The organism is Thermodesulfobacteriota bacterium, assembly GCA_040755095.1.
Classification (GTDB): domain Bacteria; phylum Desulfobacterota; class Desulfobulbia; order Desulfobulbales; family JBFMBH01; genus JBFMBH01.
Window position 1 is genome coordinate 1 of sequence record JBFMBH010000017.1, and the last position, 21,427, is coordinate 21,427.

General features: G+C 68.8%; 11 protein-coding genes. 5 read left to right on the top strand and 6 right to left on the bottom strand.

The genetic code is table 11. From position 1 onward, the window contains the following. Positions 1 to 559: 559 nt before the first annotated feature. On the bottom strand, positions 560 to 6,154 hold the full coding sequence (locus AB1634_04620; protein ID MEW6218804.1) for a cytochrome c3 family protein: 5,595 nt from the start codon (positions 6,152 to 6,154) through the stop codon (positions 560 to 562). 458 nt (positions 6,155 to 6,612) lie between these two features. On the opposite strand from AB1634_04620, the gene AB1634_04625 reads away from it, so the two are divergent. The 5 genes from AB1634_04625 (at position 6,613) to AB1634_04645 (ending at position 13,762) form a co-directional block, all read left to right on the top strand. Then, positions 6,613 to 8,343, top strand: coding sequence for an NAD+ synthase (locus AB1634_04625; protein ID MEW6218805.1), 1,731 nt, complete (start codon positions 6,613 to 6,615; stop codon positions 8,341 to 8,343). Positions 8,344 to 8,427: 84 nt separating this feature from the next. Continuing rightward, entirely contained in the window at positions 8,428 to 9,738 is a 1,311-nt protein-coding gene (gene hisD / locus AB1634_04630; GenBank protein MEW6218806.1) for a histidinol dehydrogenase, read from the top strand. Continuing rightward, a complete protein-coding gene (gene rsmG, locus AB1634_04635; GenBank protein ID MEW6218807.1) occupies positions 9,728 to 10,390 on the top strand; it encodes a 16S rRNA (guanine(527)-N(7))-methyltransferase RsmG in 663 nt (220 codons plus the stop codon). The genes hisD and rsmG overlap by 11 nt, the downstream gene beginning before the upstream one ends. A gap of 18 nt (positions 10,391 to 10,408) precedes the next feature. After that, complete coding sequence (locus AB1634_04640; GenBank protein ID MEW6218808.1) at positions 10,409 to 11,443, top strand: zinc-dependent alcohol dehydrogenase family protein; 1,035 nt, start codon at positions 10,409 to 10,411, stop codon at positions 11,441 to 11,443. A 114-nt stretch (positions 11,444 to 11,557) separates the two neighbouring features. After that, positions 11,558 to 13,762, top strand: a complete 2,205-nt coding sequence (locus tag AB1634_04645) for an ATP-binding protein (protein MEW6218809.1) — start codon at positions 11,558 to 11,560, stop codon at positions 13,760 to 13,762. A gap of 4 nt (positions 13,763 to 13,766) precedes the next feature. Here the strand turns inward: AB1634_04645 and AB1634_04650 are convergent, their stop codons facing one another. Genes AB1634_04650 through AB1634_04670 form a run of 5 tightly spaced genes read right to left on the bottom strand, consistent with a single transcriptional unit; the run spans position 13,767 to position 21,420 of the window. Then, complete coding sequence (locus AB1634_04650) at positions 13,767 to 15,896, bottom strand: FapA family protein (protein ID MEW6218810.1); 2,130 nt, start codon at positions 15,894 to 15,896, stop codon at positions 13,767 to 13,769. A gap of 4 nt (positions 15,897 to 15,900) precedes the next feature. Beyond that, positions 15,901 to 16,920 (bottom strand): response regulator, encoded by a 1,020-nt coding sequence (locus AB1634_04655; GenBank protein MEW6218811.1) that lies wholly within the window; start codon positions 16,918 to 16,920, stop codon positions 15,901 to 15,903. 47 nt (positions 16,921 to 16,967) lie between these two features. Then, entirely contained in the window at positions 16,968 to 18,278 is a 1,311-nt protein-coding gene (locus tag AB1634_04660) for an ATP-binding protein (GenBank protein ID MEW6218812.1), read from the bottom strand. Between the two features lie 26 nt (positions 18,279 to 18,304). Further along, on the bottom strand, positions 18,305 to 20,716 hold the full coding sequence (locus AB1634_04665; protein ID MEW6218813.1) for a PAS domain S-box protein: 2,412 nt from the start codon (positions 20,714 to 20,716) through the stop codon (positions 18,305 to 18,307). Beyond that, positions 20,707 to 21,420 (bottom strand): hypothetical protein, encoded by a 714-nt coding sequence (locus AB1634_04670; protein ID MEW6218814.1) that lies wholly within the window; start codon positions 21,418 to 21,420, stop codon positions 20,707 to 20,709. The genes AB1634_04665 and AB1634_04670 overlap by 10 nt, the downstream gene beginning before the upstream one ends. Positions 21,421 to 21,427 lie beyond the last annotated feature (7 nt).

Sequence of the window (21,427 nt, forward strand, 5' to 3'; positions counted from 1 at the left end):
TCCAGAGCCCGATCGCGGGGGGATCCACCCCCCGGCGCCGCCCCGACCGCCCGCCGGCGTTGCGACACCCGGCGCCGGTGCCGTTTGGCTCTCGGGGGAGCGAGCTGGCCCAATCCTCTCAGGAATAACGGCCACCAGAGCGGACTTCCGGCGTTTCACCCACGTGGGTGTGCCCCGCACATGGCAATCCACAAATCCCATGATTCCCATAGCTCCCATGGCTCCCATGGCCCCATGGGTCTTATAGGACCTATAGGACCTATGGGAGACCACCATGGCCAACTTCCGGCGTTTCATCCAGTTGGGTGCGCCCCGCGCATGGCAACTCTCTCCAGATCAGGCTCACGGGACGACGTTCATCGCAAGCGAGCCACTGGTCCAGCCGACACACAGCCGCAACCCGTCAGCCGGTCGGGTCGAGGTGGGTCGCGCTACGCTCCACCCATCCTGTGGCGCCGCGCCGCCCCTGTGCATGAAAAAAAGGGGGGGACGCGCTGGCATCATGCGCGTCCCCCCCCGGGGAGGGCAAAGCAGGCCGGTCAACGACCGGCGGCGATGGTCAGTTGGGGCACTGGCTCGGATCCACCACCTTGGCTCCGGAGGGGATGCTGCCGGAGATGGAGCTGGTACTCCTGGTCAGGTAGACCCCATCCAGCCGCAGGCCATCCTCCTTGGACCAGATGTTGAGGGTATGCATGCCGGTGCTGCTCACCGTGATGGCGGTGTTGCTGGGGCCGGTGTTGGAACGGGTCCGGACCCAGGTGTAGCTGTTGTTGGCTGGGGAGTCCATGTCCCCGACCCGGGTGCCGTCCAGGCCGTACCACAGGGTGTCGTCCCCGGAGGAGCCGTTGGCGTTGACCCGGAACCAGAGGTAGTAGGTGCCGGTCTCCGGGAACTGCAAGCGGTACTGGGCCGAGGTACCGGTCGGGTTGCTGCCGGCGTTGCGCAAGGCCCGCAGATACTGGCCGCTGTTGGCGTTGGCGTCGGAGCGCAGCTCCCAGTTGTCGCCCAGGGTGTCCACCCTCTCCGCTTCGATGTACGTACCGGTGGTGCTGACGGCACAGGCATCGCCGCCGGAGGGCGGGCCGAAGGTGGGCACCGTCTGTCCATAAGCCGGGCTGCCGGCGTAGGAGATCTGCGCCCAGTTGAAGGAGACGGCCGGGTTGGACCAGTTGCTGCGGGCGTTCCGGCAGATGTCCTTGCCCTGGCGCTCGTAGCTGGTGTGCTCGTAGTACTTCTGGGGCTTCTGGAAGGTGGTCCGGAAGAGGTTGAAGGCGCCCTTGCCCGGAGCCGCGAAGAAGTTGTTGTCCAGGTCCCAGCAAAGGGGAGCGGTGGTGGGCTTGCCATGATACGGCTGCGGCGCATGGCAGGCGAAGCAGGCCCCGAAGTCCTGGATGCCGGCGCCGGTGTTCCAGGCATGGTTGGGGGCTGCCGCCGTCCAGGTCCAGATCCGGCCACTGGCGTCGGTATGGCACTCCCGGCAGGCCAGCTGACCCACCGGTGCCCCGGCCCAGACCGCCGGCCGCGGGTCGTCATGGCACACCGTGCAGCGGCCGTTCACCGCGTCGGGCCCGGTGTGGTGCTGGCTGCCATGGCAGTTCGTGCAGCTCACCGCCGTACCCGCCTTGCCGGCGGTGATCGTGCTCGTCACCTCGGCGCGGCTGCTGGTGTGGCACAGGCCGCAGCTGCTCTGGTGCAGGGCATAGATGTTGTCGAAGGTGCCGGTGCCCAGGCTGTGGCAGCCACTGGTGCCGCAGCCGGGTGCTGCGCTCAGATTGTTGTGGTCCACGGTCGGGTTGTGGCCGGCATCCCCATGGCAGGTCGTGCAGTCCACGATCATGCCTGACATGGCATCGTCGATGGCCGCGATCACCTCCGGATCCCGGCTCAGGTGACAGCCGGTGCACCGGTTGCCGTGAGTGCCGCTGACGATGTTGGTCGTGGTGTGGCAGGTGGAGCAGTTGCCGGCCACCATGATCTGGCTGTGGGGTGGCGTGGTGGCAGTGGCGCCGGTGGCATCGAAGGTGGGCACCTGGGTCGCGGCGCCGTTGTAGACCACCGTGGCCCAGCGGAAGCTGACCTGCGGATTCCACCAGTCGCTGCGGCTGCGTGGCGCGCAGTACCGATCCGCCTGGCTTTGATACGGCGTTCCTTCCCAGTGGGAGTCCGCATACTGCATCGTGCGGGCCCAGATGTTGAAGGAGCCCTTGCCAGGAGCATTGACCGCGAGATAGGCAGGGCTGAGGTCCCAGCAGTACGGAGTCTGGGTCGGCTTGCCGTGGTAAGGCACTGGCGCGTGACACGCGAAGCAGGCGCCGAAGTCGGTGATGGCGCCGGTGGTATTGAACGAATGGCTGGGGCTGGTGGTGGTCCGCCGAATCACGAAGCGATCGGTGCCGATGTGGCACTGCCGGCAGGCGGCCAGGGTGGGGGCAGCGGCCCACGGCCGCGGATCGGTATGGCAGTAAACGCAGTTGCCGGTGGTCGCCTGGCTGGTGGTGTGGTGCATGGGCCCCGGGTTGTCGTGGCAATCGAGACAGGTGACCAGGGTGCCGGCAGCGCCGGCGGCGATGACGTCGGCATAGAGCGGGTTGCCGTGGCAGATCGAGCAGGCCAAGCCCCGCCGGTCCACGTGCTCGATGTAGACGTTGGAGTCGTGGCAGTTGCCACAGCTGGGCTGGGGCACGACGGTCATGTCATGATCGGCCACGTGGTTCAAGCCGCCGTGGCAGTTCTCGCAGCTCACCGGCGTACCCGCCTGACCGGCGTCGATGGTGGCGATCACCTGGCTGCTGGTGCTGGCGTGGCACTGGCTGCAGCCCAGGGTATGCAGGGCCAGGCGCTGCTCGGCGCTGCCCTGGATGTGACAGCTGGAGCAGGTGCCGGACGCAACGAACCGGTCATGCACGGCTGCTGCGGTGGCGTTGGTGGTGCCGTGGAAGACGGCGCCGCCGCTCCGGTGGCAGGAGGTGCAGGCCTGGGCTGCGGTGGCGCCGGCAGCGATCGCCCCGGTCACCACACTGTTGGCGCTGCCGTGGCAGGTGGCGCAGGTCGGATGTTGGCTCAGGCGCTCCACGCCGCTGGTGGCATGGTGGCAGCCGGCGCAAGAGCCGTTGTCCTGCAGGTTGTCGTGGGCCGGCTCGACGCTGGCAAAGTCGGTGCCGTGGAAGACGGCGCCGCCGGTCTTGTGGCACGCGGTGCAGGTCTGCACCGCCGTGGCGCCAGCCGCGATCGCCGCGGTCACCACACTGTTGGCGCTGCCGTGGCAGGTGGCGCAGGTCGGATGCTGGGAGAGGCGCTCCACCCCGGTGGCCGCGTGGCAGCTGCCGCAGGAGGCATCCGCCTGCAGGTTGTTATGGGCCGGCTCGATGCCGGCAAAATCGGTGGCGTGCCGGACAGCGCCTCCGGCAGTACCGGTGTGGCAGCCCTCGCAGTTGATCGGCGTGCCGGCGATGCCGGTGCGGACCGTGGCCAGCACCGTGGCCTTGCCGGAGATGTGGCAACGGAGGCAGTCGTTGCCATGGAGGGCGTTGATGGCGTTCTGGTCCGCACTGGCATGGCAGCCCGAGCAGTTGGCCGAGGTGCGCATGTCGGTGTGGGTATCCATGTTGGCCACGTGGCACAGGCCGCAGGTGGAGCCGGTGTTGACCAGAACGTTGTCGTGGATGAGATGGGGCTGCGTGATGGCCGGGTGGCTCGCCACGTGGCAGCCCTGACAATCCACCGGGCTGCCCGTCCGGCCCGTGGCGATGGTGGCCTGCACCTCCGGCCGGCTGCTCTGGTGGCAGGTCAGGCAGCGGTCGACCGCCGAGCCGCCATAGACCGCCAGCGGCGGATGGTAGCTGTGGATGTACTGGAAGGTGGTGCCGGTCACCTTGTCGGTGTGACAGACCGCGCAGTCACCGGTGGCGGCCAGCATGTTGTGCTCGGCCGCCCCGTGCGGGCTGTGGCAGCTTTCGCAGCTCACCGCCTGGCCGGCCACCCCCTGGCTGATGGCCTGAGCCACCTCCGGCCGGGTGCTGCTGTGGCACTTGGCGCAGTCGCTGAGGTGCAGGGAGCAGACGGCCCCGAAGTCGGCGGAGGCATGGCAGGGCGAGCAGTTGCCGGTGGTGGCCAACATGTTGTGGACTGGGCCGGCGGTGTCGCAAGCGATGCCGTGGGCAACGGCGCCGCTGGCCGTGCCGTCGTGGCAGCTCACGCAATCCACGGCCAGGCCGGCCACCCCCTGGCTGATGGTGGCCGTCACAGAGGCCTTGCTGCTGGCATGGCACAGGCCGCAGGCATCGCTATGGGCCGCCAGGATCGCCACAAAGCTGCCGGTGGCGTGGCAGCTGGAGCAGGCTGCCGCCGTGGCCAGCCGGTCGTGATCGGTGGCCGGATCGGGGTGACCGGCGTGGCAGTTGTCGCAAGTCACCTGGGTGCCCAGCTTGCCGGCAGCGATGGTGTCGATCACTGCCTGGCGGGAGCTGGTGTGGCACTGGAGGCAGGACTGGTGGAGCCCCAGGCGCGCCTCCGCCGTGGCCTGGCCATGGCAGGTGCTGCAGTTGCCGCTGGCGATAAAATTGTTGTGCGCCGCGGCGGCGGTCGTGTTGTCGGTGCCGTGCGCCAGGGCCCCGCCAGCGGTGTGGCAGGCGGTGCAGGACTGGACGGCAACAGCGCCGCTCGTGATCGCCTGCTGCACCAGGGCGTTGGCGCTGCCGTGGCAGGTGGCGCAGGAGGGATGCTGCGAGAGCCGGGCCGTACCGGCCGTGGCATGGCAGCCGGTGCAGGTGCCGTTGTCCTGCAGGTTGTCATGGGCCGGCTCCACACCGGCAAAGTCGGTGGCGTGGAAGATGGCGCCGCCCGCGGTGTGGCAGCTGGTGCACAACTGGGCTGTCGTGGCGCCGCCCGTGATCGCCTGCTGCACCAGGGCGTTGCCACTGCCGTGGCAGGTGGCGCAGGAGGGATGCTGGGAGAGCCGGGCCACGCCGGTCACCCCGTGGTGGCAGCCGCCGCAGGACGCATCCGCCTGCAGATTGTCGTGGGCCGGCTCGACGCTGGCAAAGTCGGTGCCGTGGGTCAGGGCGCTGCCGGTGCCGCCGGTGTGGCAGCCCTGGCAGTCCTGGAGAGCGCCGGCCAAGCCCCGGCCGGCATCGATGGTGGCGGTCACGTCCGCCTTGGTGCTGGCATGGCACATGCCGCACTGGCTGCGATGGGTGGCGTAGATGGCGGCAAAATCGGTGGTGGCGTGGCACGACGAGCAGGCGGCCGCTGTGGCCAAGTTGTTGTGGTCGGTCGCCGGATCGGGGTGGCCGGCGTGGCAGTTCTCGCAGTTGACCGGCACGCCGGTGAAGCCCTTGCCGGCGGCGATAGTGGCCACGACCTCGCTGCGGCCACTGCCGTGACACAGGCTGCAGTTGCCCAGATGGGTGGCGAGGATGGCAGCGAAGTCGCCGGTGGTATGGCAGGAGGAGCAGTTGCCGCTGGTGGACAGGTTGTTGTGATCCAGGGTGGCGTTATGGGCGCCGTGGCAGTTCTCGCAGTTGACCGGGGAGCCTGCCTTGCCGGCGTCGATGGTGTCGATCACCGCCTGGCGGGTGCTGGCATGGCATTTGGCGCAGTCGTCCCGGTGCAGGGCGAAGATGGCCGGAAAATCGACGCTGCTGTGGCAGGCGGCGCAGGCGGTGGCGGTGGAGAGCTGGTCGTGGGCGGTGGCGTGGTTGGCTGCGGCCGGATTGTGGCAGGCGAAGCAGTCGACCGGCGTGCCGGCCTTGCCGGTGGCGATCACCGCGTCATAGGTGGGGTTGTCGTTGTGGCAGACCTGGCAGCCCCGGTTGAGGTTGGTGGCGTTGGGGTCGTAGAGGCCCTGGTGCTGCACGTAGACGTTGGCCACGTGGCACTGGTCGCAGCCGCCGTTGGGCGGCAGGATCGTCTTGTCGTGGTCCACCAGCTGATGCCGGCCCGCCAGCACGCTGGAGATGTGGCACTGCATGCAGCCCAGCGGGGTGGCCGGCCGGGAATGTGCGGCGCCCATGACCGGCTCGTGGCAGTTGGCGCACTCCACCGCCAGCCCGAAGGCTGCCCCGGGATCACCCGCCAGAACGGCCAACGCCACCAGACTTGCCAGCCAGAGGCCCCTTCCCATCCTTGCCAACCCGTTGCCGTTCCGACTCATCGCTTGACCTCCTTGGACCGCCCCGGAAATCACCGCCCCATGGCGGCGACCCCCTTCAGCCACAACCCCTTTTTCCGATTTCCGGCCCATGCCACCAGGTAACGGCGGGACTCACATTATGGCCGCTCCGTGTTGACCGTATTTCACACGGCGCAGGTAACATTTTTGGGCTCGGACTGGCAATTGGCAAATGGCTCAAACAGGGCTAAGCATGCCCCGGCCCCAGGTAAGCACCCGGCGCCAGGCCCGGACGCCGCGGCTGTGCCGGCGCCTGCCTGCCCGGCCCGCGAGCTTGAGCCGGCGCCGTTGGCCCCCGCCGGTCCACCGTGGACGGAAATCCCAGATTCGAGGATATCATCCCCTCCAGCCATGCCACAATGGGACAAACAGTGCACAGGGCGCTAAGCAGGATCTAGGCACCGGTAAGCGCGGTCTTGGGATTGCGCAGGCCGCCCCGGGTGCGCTATAAGCAGGCGATGAAGATCGCCATTGCCCAGATCAACCCGGTTGTGGGGGACTTTGGCCACAACGCCGGCCGCATGCGCTTCTGGATCGACGCCGCCCGCCGCCAGGGCTGCGACTTGGTGGTGCTGCCGGAGCTGGCCCTGGCCGGCTACCCGCCCCAGGACCTCCTGGAGCGACCGGCCTTCCTGGAAAGCCACGACGCCGCCCTCCGGCAGCTGATCACCCAGGAGCACGGGATCGGCGTTCTGTGCGGGGTGATCGAGCGCTCCCGCCGCCCCCAGGGCAAGCCCCTCCACAACAGCGCCCTGCTCTTCGAGGACGGCCGGATCCTCTTTTCGGCCGCCAAGCGCCTCCTGCCGGTGTACGACGTCTTTGACGAAAGCCGCTACTTCGAGCCGGGCGCCGGCAGCCCGCCTTGCCTGTACAAGGGGCTGCGCCTGGGGATCACCATCTGCGAGGACATCTGGAACGACCCCACCTTCTTCCGCCATCAGCTCTATCTGGCCGATCCGGTGGCGGAGCTGGCGGCCGCACCCGGTGGTCTGGATCTTCTGGTCAACATCGCCGCCTCGCCCTTCCACCGGGGCAAGTACCGGAGTCGCCAGGAGATGCTGGCCAACGCCTGCCGCTCCCACCGCCTGCCCCTCATCTACTGCAACCAGGTGGGCGGCCAGGACTCCCTGCTCTTCGACGGCCGCAGCCTGGCCCTGGATGCCACGGGCGCGGTCCAGGCCCGAGCCACGGATTTTGCCGAGGACATGGTCGTCTGGGACAGCACGACGGGCAAGGGCGACCTGCACCCGGTGCTCCAGAATGGCGGCGAGGACGAGGCCGCCGCGGTCCTGGCCGCCCTGGTCATGGGCACCCGGGACTACGCCCACAAGTGCGGGTTCCGCCAAGGGGTACTGGGCCTGTCCGGCGGGGTGGACTCGGCGGTGACCGCAGCGGTGGCCGCCCGGGCCCTGGGGCCGGAGAACGTCCTGGGGGTGGCCCTGCCCTCGCCCTACACCAGTGCTGCCAGCCTGGAGGACGCCGCCGCGGTGGCCGCCAACCTGGGGCTCTCCTTCGAGGTCATCCCCATCTCCGGGGTGCTGGCCAGCTATCTCGAAACCCTGCCCCCCCGCTTCGCCGGGCCGGCCCACGATGTCGCCGAGCAGAACATCCAGGCCCGCATCCGCGGCAATCTGCTCATGGCCATCGCCAACCGCTTTGGCCATCTGCTCCTCAGCACCGGCAACAAGAGCGAGATGGCGGTGGGCTACTGCACCCTCTACGGCGATATGAGCGGCGGCCTGGCGGTGATCTCCGATGTGCCCAAGATGCTGGTCTACCGGTTGGCCCGTCTCCTGAACCGGGAGGGGCCGCTCATCCCGGAGCGGGTCTTGAGCCGGGCGCCTTCCGCCGAGCTCAAGCCCAGCCAGACCGACCAGGACGACCTGCCGCCCTACGAGATCCTGGACCCGATCTGCGCCGCCTATCTGGAAGAAAACCGCTCCCGGGCGGAGATTGCTGCCATGGGCTTTCCGGCTGCGGTGGTGGCGGACGTCATCAACCGCATCAACCGCAACGAGTACAAGCGCAAGCAGGCCCCCATCGGCCTCAAGGTCACCAGCAAGGCCTTCGGCAGCGGCCGGCGCTATCCCAACGCCTGCCGCTGCCAGGAGAATGAGGCCGGGCAAGACGGACGAACCGCAGAATGTCCAACAAGGAATTTCAAAGGTTGAAGGGACCGGTCATTGACGTTTCAGATCCGTTCTGCCGGTCCCTTGAGGCGGTTGGATCCCATACCACTATGGAAGGAGGAGGAGATGCTGACACCGGTGCGCATCGGCACACCCGAAGGAAGCGCCATCCTGGCCCGGCTCCTGGACCGTTTCCAGATCGCTGACCGCCGCTGCCAGGAGGAGGTGGCGGCCATCATCGAACGGGTCACGGTGGAGGGGGACAACGCCCTGCTCGATTACACCCGGCGCTTCGACTGCCCGGGCTTCCGCCGCGGGCAGTTCCGGGTCAGCAAGAAGGAGCTGCGGGATGCCTACCGGGAGGTGCCGGCGGCCTTGCGCCAGAGCCTGGAGCTGGCCATCGACCGCATCCACTCCTTCCACGAGCGGGAGCGGGAGGAGTCCTGGGTGATGACCCGGGATGACGGCACCATCACCGGCCGCATGGTCCATCCGGTGCCAGCGGCCGGCCTCTACGTACCCGGCGGCACCAGCGGCAAGACGCCTCTGGTCTCCTCGGTGCTCATGAATGGCATTCCGGCCGCCATCGCCGGCGTCGAGCGGCGGGTGATGGTGACGCCGCCCAACGCCGAGAGCCGGGTGGAGCCGGCCCTTCTGGTGGCGGCCCAGGAGATTGGTGTCACCGAGATCTACAAGGTGGGCAGCGCCTGGGCCATCGCCGCCCTGGCCCTGGGCACCGACTCCATCCCCCGGGTGGACGTGGTCTGCGGGCCTGGCAACCGCTACGTCACCGAGGCCAAACGGCAGCTCTCCGGCCGGGTGCGCATCGACATGATCGCCGGCCCCAGCGAGGTCCTGATCGTCGCCGATGGCACCGCCGAGCCGGCCTTCATCGCCGCCGACCTCCTGGCCCAGGCCGAGCATGACCCGGCAGCCCTGGCCGTGCTGGTGGCCACCGACAGCCGGGTGGCCGCCGCGGTGCTCGTCGAGCTGGAGCGGCAGCTGGCCGGCCTCGAGCGCCAGGAGATCGCCCGGGAGTCGCTGGCCAACCGGGGCGCCATCCTGCTGGTGGAAGACCTGGACGAGGCCTTGTTCCTGGCCAACCAGATCGCGCCCGAGCATCTGGAGCTCATGGTCCACGAGCCCTTCCAGTGGCTGAGCCGGGTCAGCCATGCCGGCGCCGTCTTCATCGGTCCCCATTCGCCGGAGGCCATGGGCGACTATGTGGCGGGCCCCAACCACGTCCTGCCCACCATGGGCACCGCCCGCTTCTCGTCGGCCCTGGGCGTGGAAACGTTCCTCAAGAAGACCTCGGTGATCGCCTACGCCCGGGAGGCCTTCCTGGCCGATGCCGCCCATGTCGAGCGGTTGGCCACTCTGGAAGGGCTCACCGGCCACGCCCGCTCGGTGCAGGTGCGGCGGGGCAATGCGGTCTGATGCCGCGGCAGCCGAGATCCTGACCGCCGGCGCGCAAAGCCTGGGGGTAAGCCTGCCGCCGGCGGCCCTGCCGCTGCTTACGATGTACCTGGCCGAGCTGAAGCGCTGGAATCGCCGGGTGGATCTGGTGGCGCCGGCCCCGGATCCGGTGCTCCTGGCCAGCCACTTCCTGGACTCCCTCACCCTGGTGCCGGTGCTGCGGGGTCTGCCGGAGCCGCCCTCCCTCCTGGACCTGGGCAGCGGCGCCGGCTTTCCCGGCCTGGTGGCGAAGATTGCCTGGCCGGAGCTGGCGGTCCTGCTCGTTGAGCCGCGGCGGAAAAGGGTTTCCTTCCTGCGCCACGTGATCCGCACCCTGGACCTCGCCGGCTGCCAGGTGCTGGAGGGCCGGCTCCAGGAGCTGGCACCGGCAGAGCCGGTTTCGTGGATCACCACCCGCGCCTTGGGCAGCATCGCCGAGATCGTCCGCCTGGCTGCCGCCTGCCCCCAGGCCGAAAAGCTGGTGCTCATGAAGGGGCCCAAGGGCCAGGCCGAGGCGGAGGCCTGGCAGGCTGCCTCCCCGGACGCCCCCTTCCAGCTCCTGGCCAGCCACGCCTTCACCCTGCCGCTCACCGGCGCCTCGCGCTTGATCCTGGTGCTCGGCCGCCGCTCCTGACCAGCCCGGAGACCCGCCATGCTCCCTGCCGCCATGCAGGTCCAGCTTCTGGAAGCACCCCGGCCCATCGGCGAAAGGCCTTTGCGCCTGGCCCGCCTGCCGGTGCCTGCCCCCGGCCCGGGCGAGATCCTCCTGCAGGTGACGGTCTGCGGCATCTGCCACACCGACCTCCATATCGTGGAGGGGGACCTGCCGCTGCCGCTCCTGCCCCTCGTGCCCGGCCACCAGATCGTTGGCCGGGTGGTGGCCCTGGGCCCCGGAGTGGAAGAGCCGGCCCTGGGCCGCCGGGTGGGGGTGGCCTGGGTGCAGGAAAGCTGCGGCCGCTGCCGGTTCTGTGTGCAGAACCGCCCCAACCTCTGCCCGAAGATCCGCTGCACCGGCTGGCACCGCCACGGCGGCTTTGCGGAATTCACCGTGGTGCCAGCCGCCGCGGCCCATCCCCTGCCCGAAGGCCTGCCGGACGCCCAGGCCGCGCCCCTTCTGTGCGCCGGCATCATCGGCTTCCGGGCCCTCAGCCGCTCCGGCATCCATCCCGGCGGCCGGCTGGGCCTCTACGGCTTCGGCGCCTCCGGCCATCTGGCCTTGCAGATCGCCCGCTTCTGGGGCTGCCGGGTCTACGTCTTCACCCGCAGCGCCCATCACCAGGAGCTGGCCCGGCAGCTGGGGGCGGTGTGGGCCGGCCGAGCCGAGGAGGATCCCGGCACCACCATGGAGGCCGGCATCATCTTCGCCCCGGCCGGCCCCCTGGTGCCCCTGGCCCTGGGCCATCTGGAGCGGGGCGCCTGCCTGGCCCTGGCCGGCATCCACATGAGCCCGCTCCCGGAGCTGCCCTACCATCTGCTGTACGGCGAGCGGACCATCACCTCGGTCACCAACAGCACCCCGGAGGATGCCCGCGAGCTCCTGGCCCTGGCCGGCCAGATCCCCCTGCTGCCAACCATCGAGGCCCTCCCCCTGGCCGCCGCCAACGAGGCCCTGGCCCGGCTGGCCGCAGGTAGGCTGCCGGCGGCAGGCGTGCTGACCGTGGCCGATCCCGCAGCCGGGCACCCGTAGGCGGCGGCCGCTGTCCCGGTCCGCACCTGCTCGCGCCGCGGCCGATCGGGTATACTGGAAGGAGGCTCGGCAGGACGTTTCGAGGCCGAGGGCACGGAGGGCCAGAGCGCTCCCATGCACATCTTGCGTGCGACTCGCCTCATCGCGGTGGTCGGAGGGATTCTGGCTGGCGTCATCCTCTGCCAGACCGCGGTCAGCACCTTCTTCATGACCCGGGACATCAGGGCCCGGGCCGGCGCCCAGCTCGACGCTGCGGGCCGCACCGCCCTCGCCGCCTTCGAAGACAATCTGCGCCAGACCGCGGAGGACATGAAAACCCTCCTGGCCCACGAGGCGCTGGGGGCCTTTTTCACCGCCCGGGTCTTCGGAATGACCGAAGAGGCGGCGGCCAGGATGGCCACCTTCGAGTCCTTTCTGGCCAAGGTCTACCGGGCCAAGCCGCAGTACACCCGCATCCAGCTCACCCTGCCGGACGGCTCCCCGGTTCTCCAGATGCAGCACGGCGCCCGGCGTGAAAGGCCGAGCCCCCTTGCCGTCCACATCGATCCCGCGGCCTGGCAGCGGCTCATCGCCAGCAGCCAGGGCAGCGCCGAGGCCGAGCCGTGGCACCTCGCCCTCTTCGATGCCCAGGACGGCTGGGCTGTTCTGACCGTGAGCCCGGTCCGGTACCAGGACTGGTCCGAGGGGGTGCTGCTGGTCTACCAGCCCTTGCAGGACCTGATCCGCCAGATCCTCGCCAAGCTGGAGCGAAGCGGTATCGCCTGCGCCGTCTTTGCGGAAGACGGCCGGCTGATCGCCCGCTCCCCCGGCATGGCCGAAGCGTCGCCGGCTCCGGGCTGGCTGCGCACCGACCAGACCTTCCGGCCGCTGGGCTGGCGCATCCAGGTGGGTATGCCCTACGAGATCCTGTTTGCCCAGCAGGCCCGGTTCCGCTCCATCTCGCTGGCTGCCCTCGCTGTCTCCTTTGCCGCCGCAGCTGCCGCCCTCTGGGGCCTGCACGCCTACCAGCACGGCCTGGAGCGCCGGATCCGGGACCGGGAGCACGAGCTTCTGGACAAGAACCTCCTCCTGCAAGACACCCTGCGCAGGCTGGAAGAAGCCAGGGACGACCTGCAGAAGGAAAAAGACCTGGCCGAATCCGACCGCCGGAAGGTCCAGTCGGCCCTGGACGAGATCTTTGCCCTGATCCAACGGGTGGCGGCGGAGAAGAACTTCGGCGTGCGCTTCGCCCATCCGGCGCTGAAGAGATGCTGGGAGGCCATGCAGTGTGAGAATCCGGCCTGCCCGTGCTACGGCCAGGAGCCGATGCGCTGCTGGCAGCAGGTGGGCTCCTACAACCAGGAAGGTGCCCAAGGCTTCTGCCCTGCGCAGGCCGGGACACACTGCCAGGGGTGCCCGTTCTTCCGGGACGTGACCTCCGACCCGATCTTCCAGATCGGCGAACAGTTCAACAACATGATGCACATCCTGGAGGGCCAGAACAAGGAGCTGCAGTCCGCCTATGCCGACCTGAAGGCATCCCAGCTCCAGATGCTGCAACAGGAAAAGATGGCCACCGTCGGCCAGTTGGCCGCCGGCGTCGCCCATGAGATCAACAACCCGCTGGGCTATGTCATCAGCAACCTCGCGTCGCTGCGGAAATACTGCCAACGGATCCTGGAGGTGGCCGCGGCGCAGGCCGCCATCATCGAGGCCGGCGGCGCCGACGACACCGGCCGCCAGGCGCTGGCGGCCTTGAAACGGCAGGTGAAATACGAGGCCATCACCGCGGACGTCGGGGATCTCATCGCCGAGTCGCTGGAAGGCGCGGCGCGGGTGCAGGAGATCGTCCAAAACCTCAAGGATTATTCCCGGGTGGACCAGGCCGAGCGCCAGCCGGCCAACCTCAACCTTCTTCTGGACAGCTCCATCAGAATGGCCGGGAGCCAACTGCAGCCCAAGGTCAAGGTGGTCACCGACTACGGCACCCTGCCGGAAACCCTCTGCCACCCGCAACAGCTGAGCCAGGTCTTCCTGAATCTCCTGGTGAATGCCGGCCAGGCCATCGACGCGCAGGGGGAGATCAGGATCCGCACCCGGGCGAGTGGCGACCGGATCTTCATCACCGTGCAGGATACGGGGCAAGGGATTCCCGAGGAGCACCTGTCCCGGGTCTTCGAGCCGTTCTTCACCACCAGGGAGATCGGCAAGGGGATCGGGCTCGGCCTGAGCGTTGCCCATGAGATCATCGTGAAGAGCCACCAGGGCGCCATCACGGTGGCCAGCGAGAAGGGCCAGGGCACCACCTTCACCCTGCAGGTGCCGGTGGTCGCACCGTAAGCCCTCAGTAGACGATGCCCCCGTCCCGGAGCTGAAAGGTCGCCGGGCTGAGATCTTCCGGGGCCACCAGCCGCCGCTGCCCGATCTGCACGGTGTTGCCCTGGAAGAAGGTGCCGGTGACCCGGATGACCCCTTCCCCGAGATCCCGCTCCATGCGGGCGGCCAGGGCCCGCTCGTCCTCGATCAGGGCCGCGCGCTGCTTGATGGTCTGGTTCAAGGCCTGCAGGAGGCGGACCAGGGCCTCCCGCTTCTCGGCTGGGGCTGCCGCCAGGAGGGCCTTGAGATGCTCCGGCGTCACCGAGCTGATCCCCAGGCTCCGGGTCAGCTTGAGAATGTTCTCCGAAGCCTGTTTGATCCCCTCCCGAATCTTTGCCAGGGCCGCCAAGTCCTCCGGGCTGTTGTCCAGGGCCAGGAGCGTATTCTGGCTGGCCATGGAGCCGACGGCGCTGGCATTGATCCCCCTGGTAGCGCAGACCGTGCAATCCACGATTTTTCCCCCCCGGCCATCCCGGTCCTTGAGCACGGTCACCGTGCCGCCGGAGCGGATGGAAGCGCTGTGGATGTAGGACAGGACCAGGATATCTCCCTTGGCCACCACCGAGGCATCCTGGATAAAGGCTGTGCGCAGCGAGCCGCCAGCCGCCACCCGGGTCGTCGCGCCGATGATCCCCTGCTCCACCACCAGGTTGCCCTGGGCCACCACCGTGGCCCCCAGCTCCACCGTGCCCTGGATGCGCAGGTCGCCGCCGGCCTTCACGGTGAAGCCCGCGGTCACCGAGCCGGCGATCACCAGGGAGGTGGTCACCTCGATGTTGCCGGTGGCATAGTCGACGTCCCCCGGCACCTCCAGGCACTCGGTCACCCGCAGTTGGCCCAGGTCGAAGGAGACGACACCGTTGACCCGGGCGATGTACAGCACCTTCTCGGCGCTGACCTCGGTCGCCACCAAGTCGTTGCAGGCGATGGCGATGTCGATGCCATCGGTGGTCTTGAGCTTGCGGCCGAAAAGATCCGCACCGGGCGACCCCCGGGTGGCCAGGATCTTCTCCGCCAGCACCGTCTTGGCCCGGACACTGGTGACCAGGTGCCGCTCCTTGAGGTCGAAGAAATCGCCCTCCTTGAGGGTGCCGGCCCGCACCCCGGTCTCGAAGAAGCGGGTCAGGCGGGCATTCCGGCCCGGCACCGGCGGGAAGCCCCAGGCCACCTGCACCAGCCGCGGTGCCTCGTCCCACTGCTGGAGCTGGGCCACTGCCTGCTCCAACCGGTCTTGCCGAATGGCCCCCTCGCTGACCCCCTGGAGCTGGAGCAGACTCACCAGGTGCTGGACCGTGGGCGGCCGGGCGGTGCCTGTTTGTGGCAGCCGGACCAGGAAGGCGCTCATGCGGTCCCGGGCGATCCACAGCGGGGAGAGCACCGAAAGGCGATGGCCTTCCAGATGCACGTAGCCGTAGATCATGGAACGGAGCGAGCTGTCGGCGGTGACGAAGCGGACATGCTCCCCGGCCATGAGGGGCGGCTCGGCGGCGACCGGCTGGCCCAGCACATCGGTCCCGGGCTCGGGGCCGCCCCCGCGGCTGAGCACGGCCAGGACCTCGTCCGGCAGCACCACCCGCGCCGGGCAGACGGTTCTCGCCATCTCCTCCTGGGAGCTGGCGGCCAAGGTCTGGGCCAGGGCGGAAAAGTCCAGCAGCTGTCCCTCGGCCAGCCACACGGGCTGGCCGGTCGCCGGGTCCTTGCGCCGGGCCAGAAAGGGGAACTGGGGCTCCTGGCCGGCTGTCGGCTCCAGGCCCCGGGCCACCAGCAGCGCCTCCCGGGCGCCGCCGGTGGTCTGCAGCAGGCGAGCGGCCCGCCCCACCGCCTCCCGATCGACCCCAAAGACCACCCCGTGCCGGTGGAGGGCCTGGAAGATGTCCTCCGCCCCCACTGCCCAGGCCCCACTTCCGGAGGCCCGCAGAAAGGCGGCCATCCGGTCCGGCGTGATGGTGATGGCAAAGGGGTCGCCCGGCGTCGCCGCCGGCACGGTCTCCCCGCCGGCGGCCGGGGTCGCCGGCTCGACGTCCGGGCCGGCAAACATCTCCCGGTAGATGTCGTCCAGGGATTGGATGGCCTTGTCCTTGTCCGATGGCTTGGCCATGGGATCACAAGCCTCCCAATACCTCGTCCAGGGTGGCGCACAGCGAGGGCAGCCCGTCGTGCACCCGGGAGTCGTGGACAGCGATGGCTGCCAGGCCCACCAGGCTGGCCAGGGCCTTGCGCTCCTCGTCCCGCAACGGCTGCGGGCCGCCCCGACTCACCGCCATCACCCCCAGCACCTCGTCCCCCTTCACCATCGGCACCAGGAGCACGGCCGTATCCGGGCCGACCACCCCGGTCCAGGGCTCGCCGGAGGCCGCCACCTGGCGGACCTCGTCTGCCAGCCCTGCGAGCAGGTCGCCGTCGCCGGCGTCAGGATGGCTGGCCGCCGGCCCCTGCTCCTCCCCGGCCAGCGGTGTCAGGTAGAGGGCGGCACGGTCCACCGGCACCGCTCGGACCACCGTCTCCAGCACGGTCTTGAGGGTTTCCGCCAGGGGATGGAGGGTGAGCAGGTGCTGCTGGATGCGGTCCCGGCCCTCCAGCTCTTGCACCTTCCGCTCCAGCATCCTGCTCAGGCGGCGCTGGGTCTGCAGGGCGTCGTCCAGCTCCCGGGTCCGCAGCTGCACCCGCTCCTCCAGCTCGGCTGTCAGCTCCTCCAGCTGCCGGTTCTGATCGGTCAGCTGGAAGGTCAGCTCCCGGTTGGCCCGCTCGAGATCGAAGCGGGCCACCGCGTCCCGGATCACCAGCCGCAGATCATCGTCGTGCCACGGCTTGAGCAGGTAGCGGGAGGCGCCACCAAGGTTCACCGCATCAACCGCGGCGTTGATGTCCGCGTAGCCGGTGAGCACCATCCGGATGCTGTCCGGTGCCAGGGCCTGGGCCTTGGTCAGAAACTCCACCCCGCCCATGCCCGGCATCCGCTGATCGGAGACGATGACCGCCGGCCGCTCCCCCTGCTCCAGGAGGGCCAGCCCCTCCGGACCGCTGTTGGCCAGAAGAATCCGGTACGGCTCGTCCATGAACAGCCGCTGCAGGGTGCGCAGGATGTTCTTTTCATCATCGACGAACAGGATTGCGTGCTCCATGGCTCCCCACCCTATGAGAACGTCGCAGCTTCTTCCGAGGCTGTCCCCTACAAGGCCTTGCCGATGAGATCCTGATCGATCCGGGCAGGATCGGCAGCGCGAATCGGCAGGCGGACCGTGAAGGTGGTCCCTTCTCCCACGCGACTGTCCACGTCAATCGTGCCTTCGTGCTTGTGGACCACGTTGTAGACGATACTCAACCCCAGTCCCGTGCCTTTGCCCACTTCCTTGGTGGTGAAGAACGGCTCGAAAATCCGGTCCAGATGCTCCCGGGGGATGCCACAGCCCGTGTCCTGGACCGCGATGCAGACAAAGTCTCCCTCCCGCCAGGTCCGCACACAGATCTCGCCCTGGGACTCAATGGCCTGCACAGCATTGAGCAGCAGGTTCATCACCACCTGCCCCAGCTGCTGGTAGTGACACCGCACCGGCGGCAGCTCCCCGAGCTCCCGCACCAGGGTGGCCTTGTACTTGAGCTCGTTCCAGGCAATGGCGATGGCGCCCTCCACCACCTGGTTGAGGTCGGCCTCCTTCTCCTCGGCCTGATCCCGGCGGGCAAAGGTCCGCAGCTCCTGCACGATCCGCCGCACCCGCTCGGCCCCGTCCAGGGACTCCGCGATGAGCTGGGGGGCGTCCTCCAGGATCATGTCGATCTTCCACTCCTGCCGCTTGGTGCCCAGGGCTGCGCCGGCCCGGGGCGCCTCGGCAGCCAGGGCCGCGCTCTGCAGGGCCACGAGCTCGGAGAGCCGCGCCAGGTAGCGCTGCAAGGTGTTGAGGTTGCTGGTGATGAAGCCCACGGGGTTGTTGATCTCATGGGCGATGCCCGCCGCCAGCTGGCCGATGGAGGCCATCTTCTCCTGCTGCAGCACCAGGACCTGGCTGTCCTTCAGGTCAACCAGCGCCTTCTCCAGCTGGGCCCGCGCCTGGGCCAGCTCCTCGTTTCTCTGCTGCAGGCTGGCCAGGATCCGGCGCCGCTCCCGGGCGTAGGCCAGGGCCCGGGTGATCTGCCGCCCATCCGCCTGGCCCTTGACCAGATAGTCCTGGGCCCCGGCCTGGATCGCCCGTCTGGCCAAGTCCTGGTCGTCCAGGCCGGTGAGCACCACCACCGCCACCTCGGGAGCGGCGGCCAGAACCGCCGACAGGGTAGCGAGGCCAGCCGAGTCCGGCAGGCTGAGATCCAGCAGCACCAGATCCACGGCCACCCGGCGCAGGACCTCCAGACCGGCAGCCAGACAGGCAGCCGGCAGCACCTGGCAAGCGCCCCGGGCTACACTCTGCAACAGATCCACCAGCACCCCCATCATGACCGGCTCGTCCTCGATGAGCAGGATCCGGTGCTCCTCGCTGGTCCGTTCCATCAAGTCCTCTCCCGATCCCTCATCCTTCATCCTTCCGCCTTCATCCGCATGGGCAGCCGGACGGTGAAGACCGTCCCCTGACCCGGCTCACTGGCCACTGTGATCGCACCGCCATGGCTCTTGGTGACGATATCGTAGACGATGCTCAAGCCCAGGCCGGTCCCCTTGCCCACCTCCTTGGTGGTGAAGAACGGCTCGAAGATGCGACCGATGTGCTCTGCCGGGATGCCACAGCCGGTGTCGCGGATGGAGATCAGGGCGTCATCCCCCTCCTGCCAGGTGCGGACAGTAATCTCCCCCTTGCCGTTGATGGCCTGGGCCGCGTTCATCAGAAGGTTGAGGAAGACCTGATTGAGCCTTTGGGGAAAGCACTCCACCAGGGGTAGATCGCCGAAATCCCGCACCAGGGTTGCCTTGTATTTGAGCTCGTTCCAGGCAATGGTGATGGTGCTTTCCAGACAGGCGTTGAGATCGGCGAACTGGCGCTCCGCCCCGTCCAGACGGGCAAACCCCTTGAGATCGGTGGTGATCTTCCGGACCCGGTCCAGGCCCTCCTGGGTCTCCGCCAACAGGGCCGGCAGGTCGGTCAGGATCAGGGGAATCTTCAGCCGCTGCCGAGCAGCCGCCACCTGCTCCTGCCCCTCCGCGCTGCCGGCCGCCGCGACCATCTTCTCCTGCAGGCCCACCAGCTCGATCAACCGGTTGACATACTTGCCCAGGGAGGCCAGGTTGCTGGTGACAAAGCCGATGGGGTTGTTGATCTCGTGGGCGACACCGGCGGCCAGCTGGCCGATGGAGGCCATCTTTTCCCCTTGCAGCAGCTGGGCCTGGGTCTGCTTCAGGTCGTTGTAGGCCCTCTCCAGCTCCTGATTCTTGCCTTCCAGCATGTACATCATGTTGTTGAACTGCTCGCCGATGGCGGCGATGGGGTCGTCGACCACACTGCGGTAGTGGGTGCAGGCCATGCAGTTGCCCAGCTTGGCGGCAAATTCCCCCTGCGCCTTCCCCCGGCAAAAGGTGCCCGCCAGCTGCCAGCAGCGGACCGGCTCCCGGCCGTGGCAGGGGCAGTCGGTCCGGGAGCAGGCCAACCGTTGCCAGCAAGGCGTCAGATCCGGATTGACGAACCGGGTGTCGAAGCGGCCATCCTGGGCCACTTGCCGGATGAGAGTGGAGACCTGATCCAGGGCTCCCTGCAGGTTCTGGCGGTTGCCCTCGATCTGCCGGTTCTTCTCCTCCAGCTCCTGGCTGATCCGCTTGATCTCCGTGATGTCGTGGATGGTGACCACCCGCCCGGCCGGACCCTCCCGCAGCTCGGGCTGGATGGGATAGAGACTCACGGCCAGCCAGCGCCCGCTGCCGGCATGGTAATGCTCCTGGCCCTGGGCGCCGGCAGGGTCCACGGCCAGCCCTTGCCGGGCGAGCAGCACCTGCCACCGCTCCCCCCAAATCTGCGCGACGGGCACCTCCACCAGCTCGGCGAAGGCCCGGTTGCAGCGCAGGATCCGGCCTTCGCTGTTGGCCAGGGCGACCATGTCCGCGATGCAGTCCACGGTCCCCTCCCACTCCCGCTTGGCCTTCTCCACCAGGGTGACCAGGGCCTGCAGGTCGGTGTGCCGGGCCATGAGATCGTAGCGGGACTGCTCCAGGAGCCCCTTTTCCTCCTGCAGGGCGTTCTCCAGGCGCTTGCGGTCGGTGATGTCCCGGATGATCGAGGAGAAGAAGCGCTTGCCGCCCCAGCTCCATGCGGCCAGAGAGATCTCCACGGGCAGCTCGGCACCGCTCCGGTGTCGGCCGATGGTCTCCTGCACCCGGCCGCCGGCGGCCGCCGGCTCTGTAGCCTCCGCCTCCGGCACCGCCAGGGCCGCGGCCACGCCCTGGTGCTCCGGCAGCAGGCGATCGATGGGCTGTCCCACCAGCTCACCGGGGGCGTAGCCGAACATGCGACCCGCCGCCTGGTTGCAGTCCACGATGACCCCTGCTGCGTCGGTGGTGATCATCCCGTCCGGCGCCGACTCCATGATCCGGCGGAAGCGGATCTGGGACTCCTCCAGGGTGCGCACCAGGGCCTGGTTGTTCACCTCCCGGAGGGTCTCCACCACCGCGATCACAGCGCCGGTCTCATCCCGCAGCGGCGCGGCCGAAACCTCGACGAAGCACGGCGCTTCCCCGGGCCGCGAGTGATCATGGACGATGCGCACCGCCTGCCCGGTGGCCGTCACCTCCTGCAGGGGACAGTGCTCGCCCAGGAGCTGGCAAGGCCGGTCCCGGCCATGGCTGATGGCATAGCAGAAGGCCTCGCCCTGGTCCAGGGCCGCAGCCGGGTACAGGCGGCGCGCCGCCTCGTTCATGAACAGCACCCGGAACCGGGGGTCGATGACCAGGACAGGATCGGCCATGGCGGCCAGGGCCTGCCAGCAGTGGTCATGGGTCAGGGGCATGAGTCGTTCTCGCAATAAGACGCAAAAAGGTACCGGAGCTCTTCCATGGCGTCCCGGATGACATAGGGCATCGCCTTGGCGTACATGTCCAGCAGGATGATGGCGTTCACCGAGGAGTCCGTTTCCGTGGCGGCCCGCAGGCGCTTGGCCAAGGCAGCGTTGACCGCCTGGATCTCCTGGTAGAGGGCGGCCAGCCCCGCGAAATCGTGGTCCGGCTCCTGGCCATCCCGGCGCCGGAAATACTGGGCCATGAGATACATGGAGGCCGCCCGGTAGGTCGTCTCCGCCTCGCTGGCCAGGGGCAGGTGGAAGCGGGCCATGGGCCGGAAGAAGGCGGTGCGCGGGCAGCCGGAGACGGCCAAGAGCAGGCCGGCCAGGGAGCCGATCGCCCTTTGGGCCGTCGTCCCCTGGCTGATGCGCCGCTCCGGGGTGATGATCTCGACCTGCACCGGATCGTGGGAGGCGAGCCCACCGAAGCTCCGCACCACCGGCAGCAGGGCCAGGGCCGCCGGACAGGCGGGAAGGGCGTCGCCGGCCAGCGGGCAATTGGGGCACTGGTGGAAGGCCAGGCCGGTCCAGACCGGCCAGGGCGGATCCGGCAGGCTGGAGAGAATCATGGTGTGCGGCTCGATGGCGATGGCCACCCGCACCTCCCGGCCTTCAGGCAGCAGGAACAGATACTGGTAGTCCAGGGACCGGTCCACGACGCCC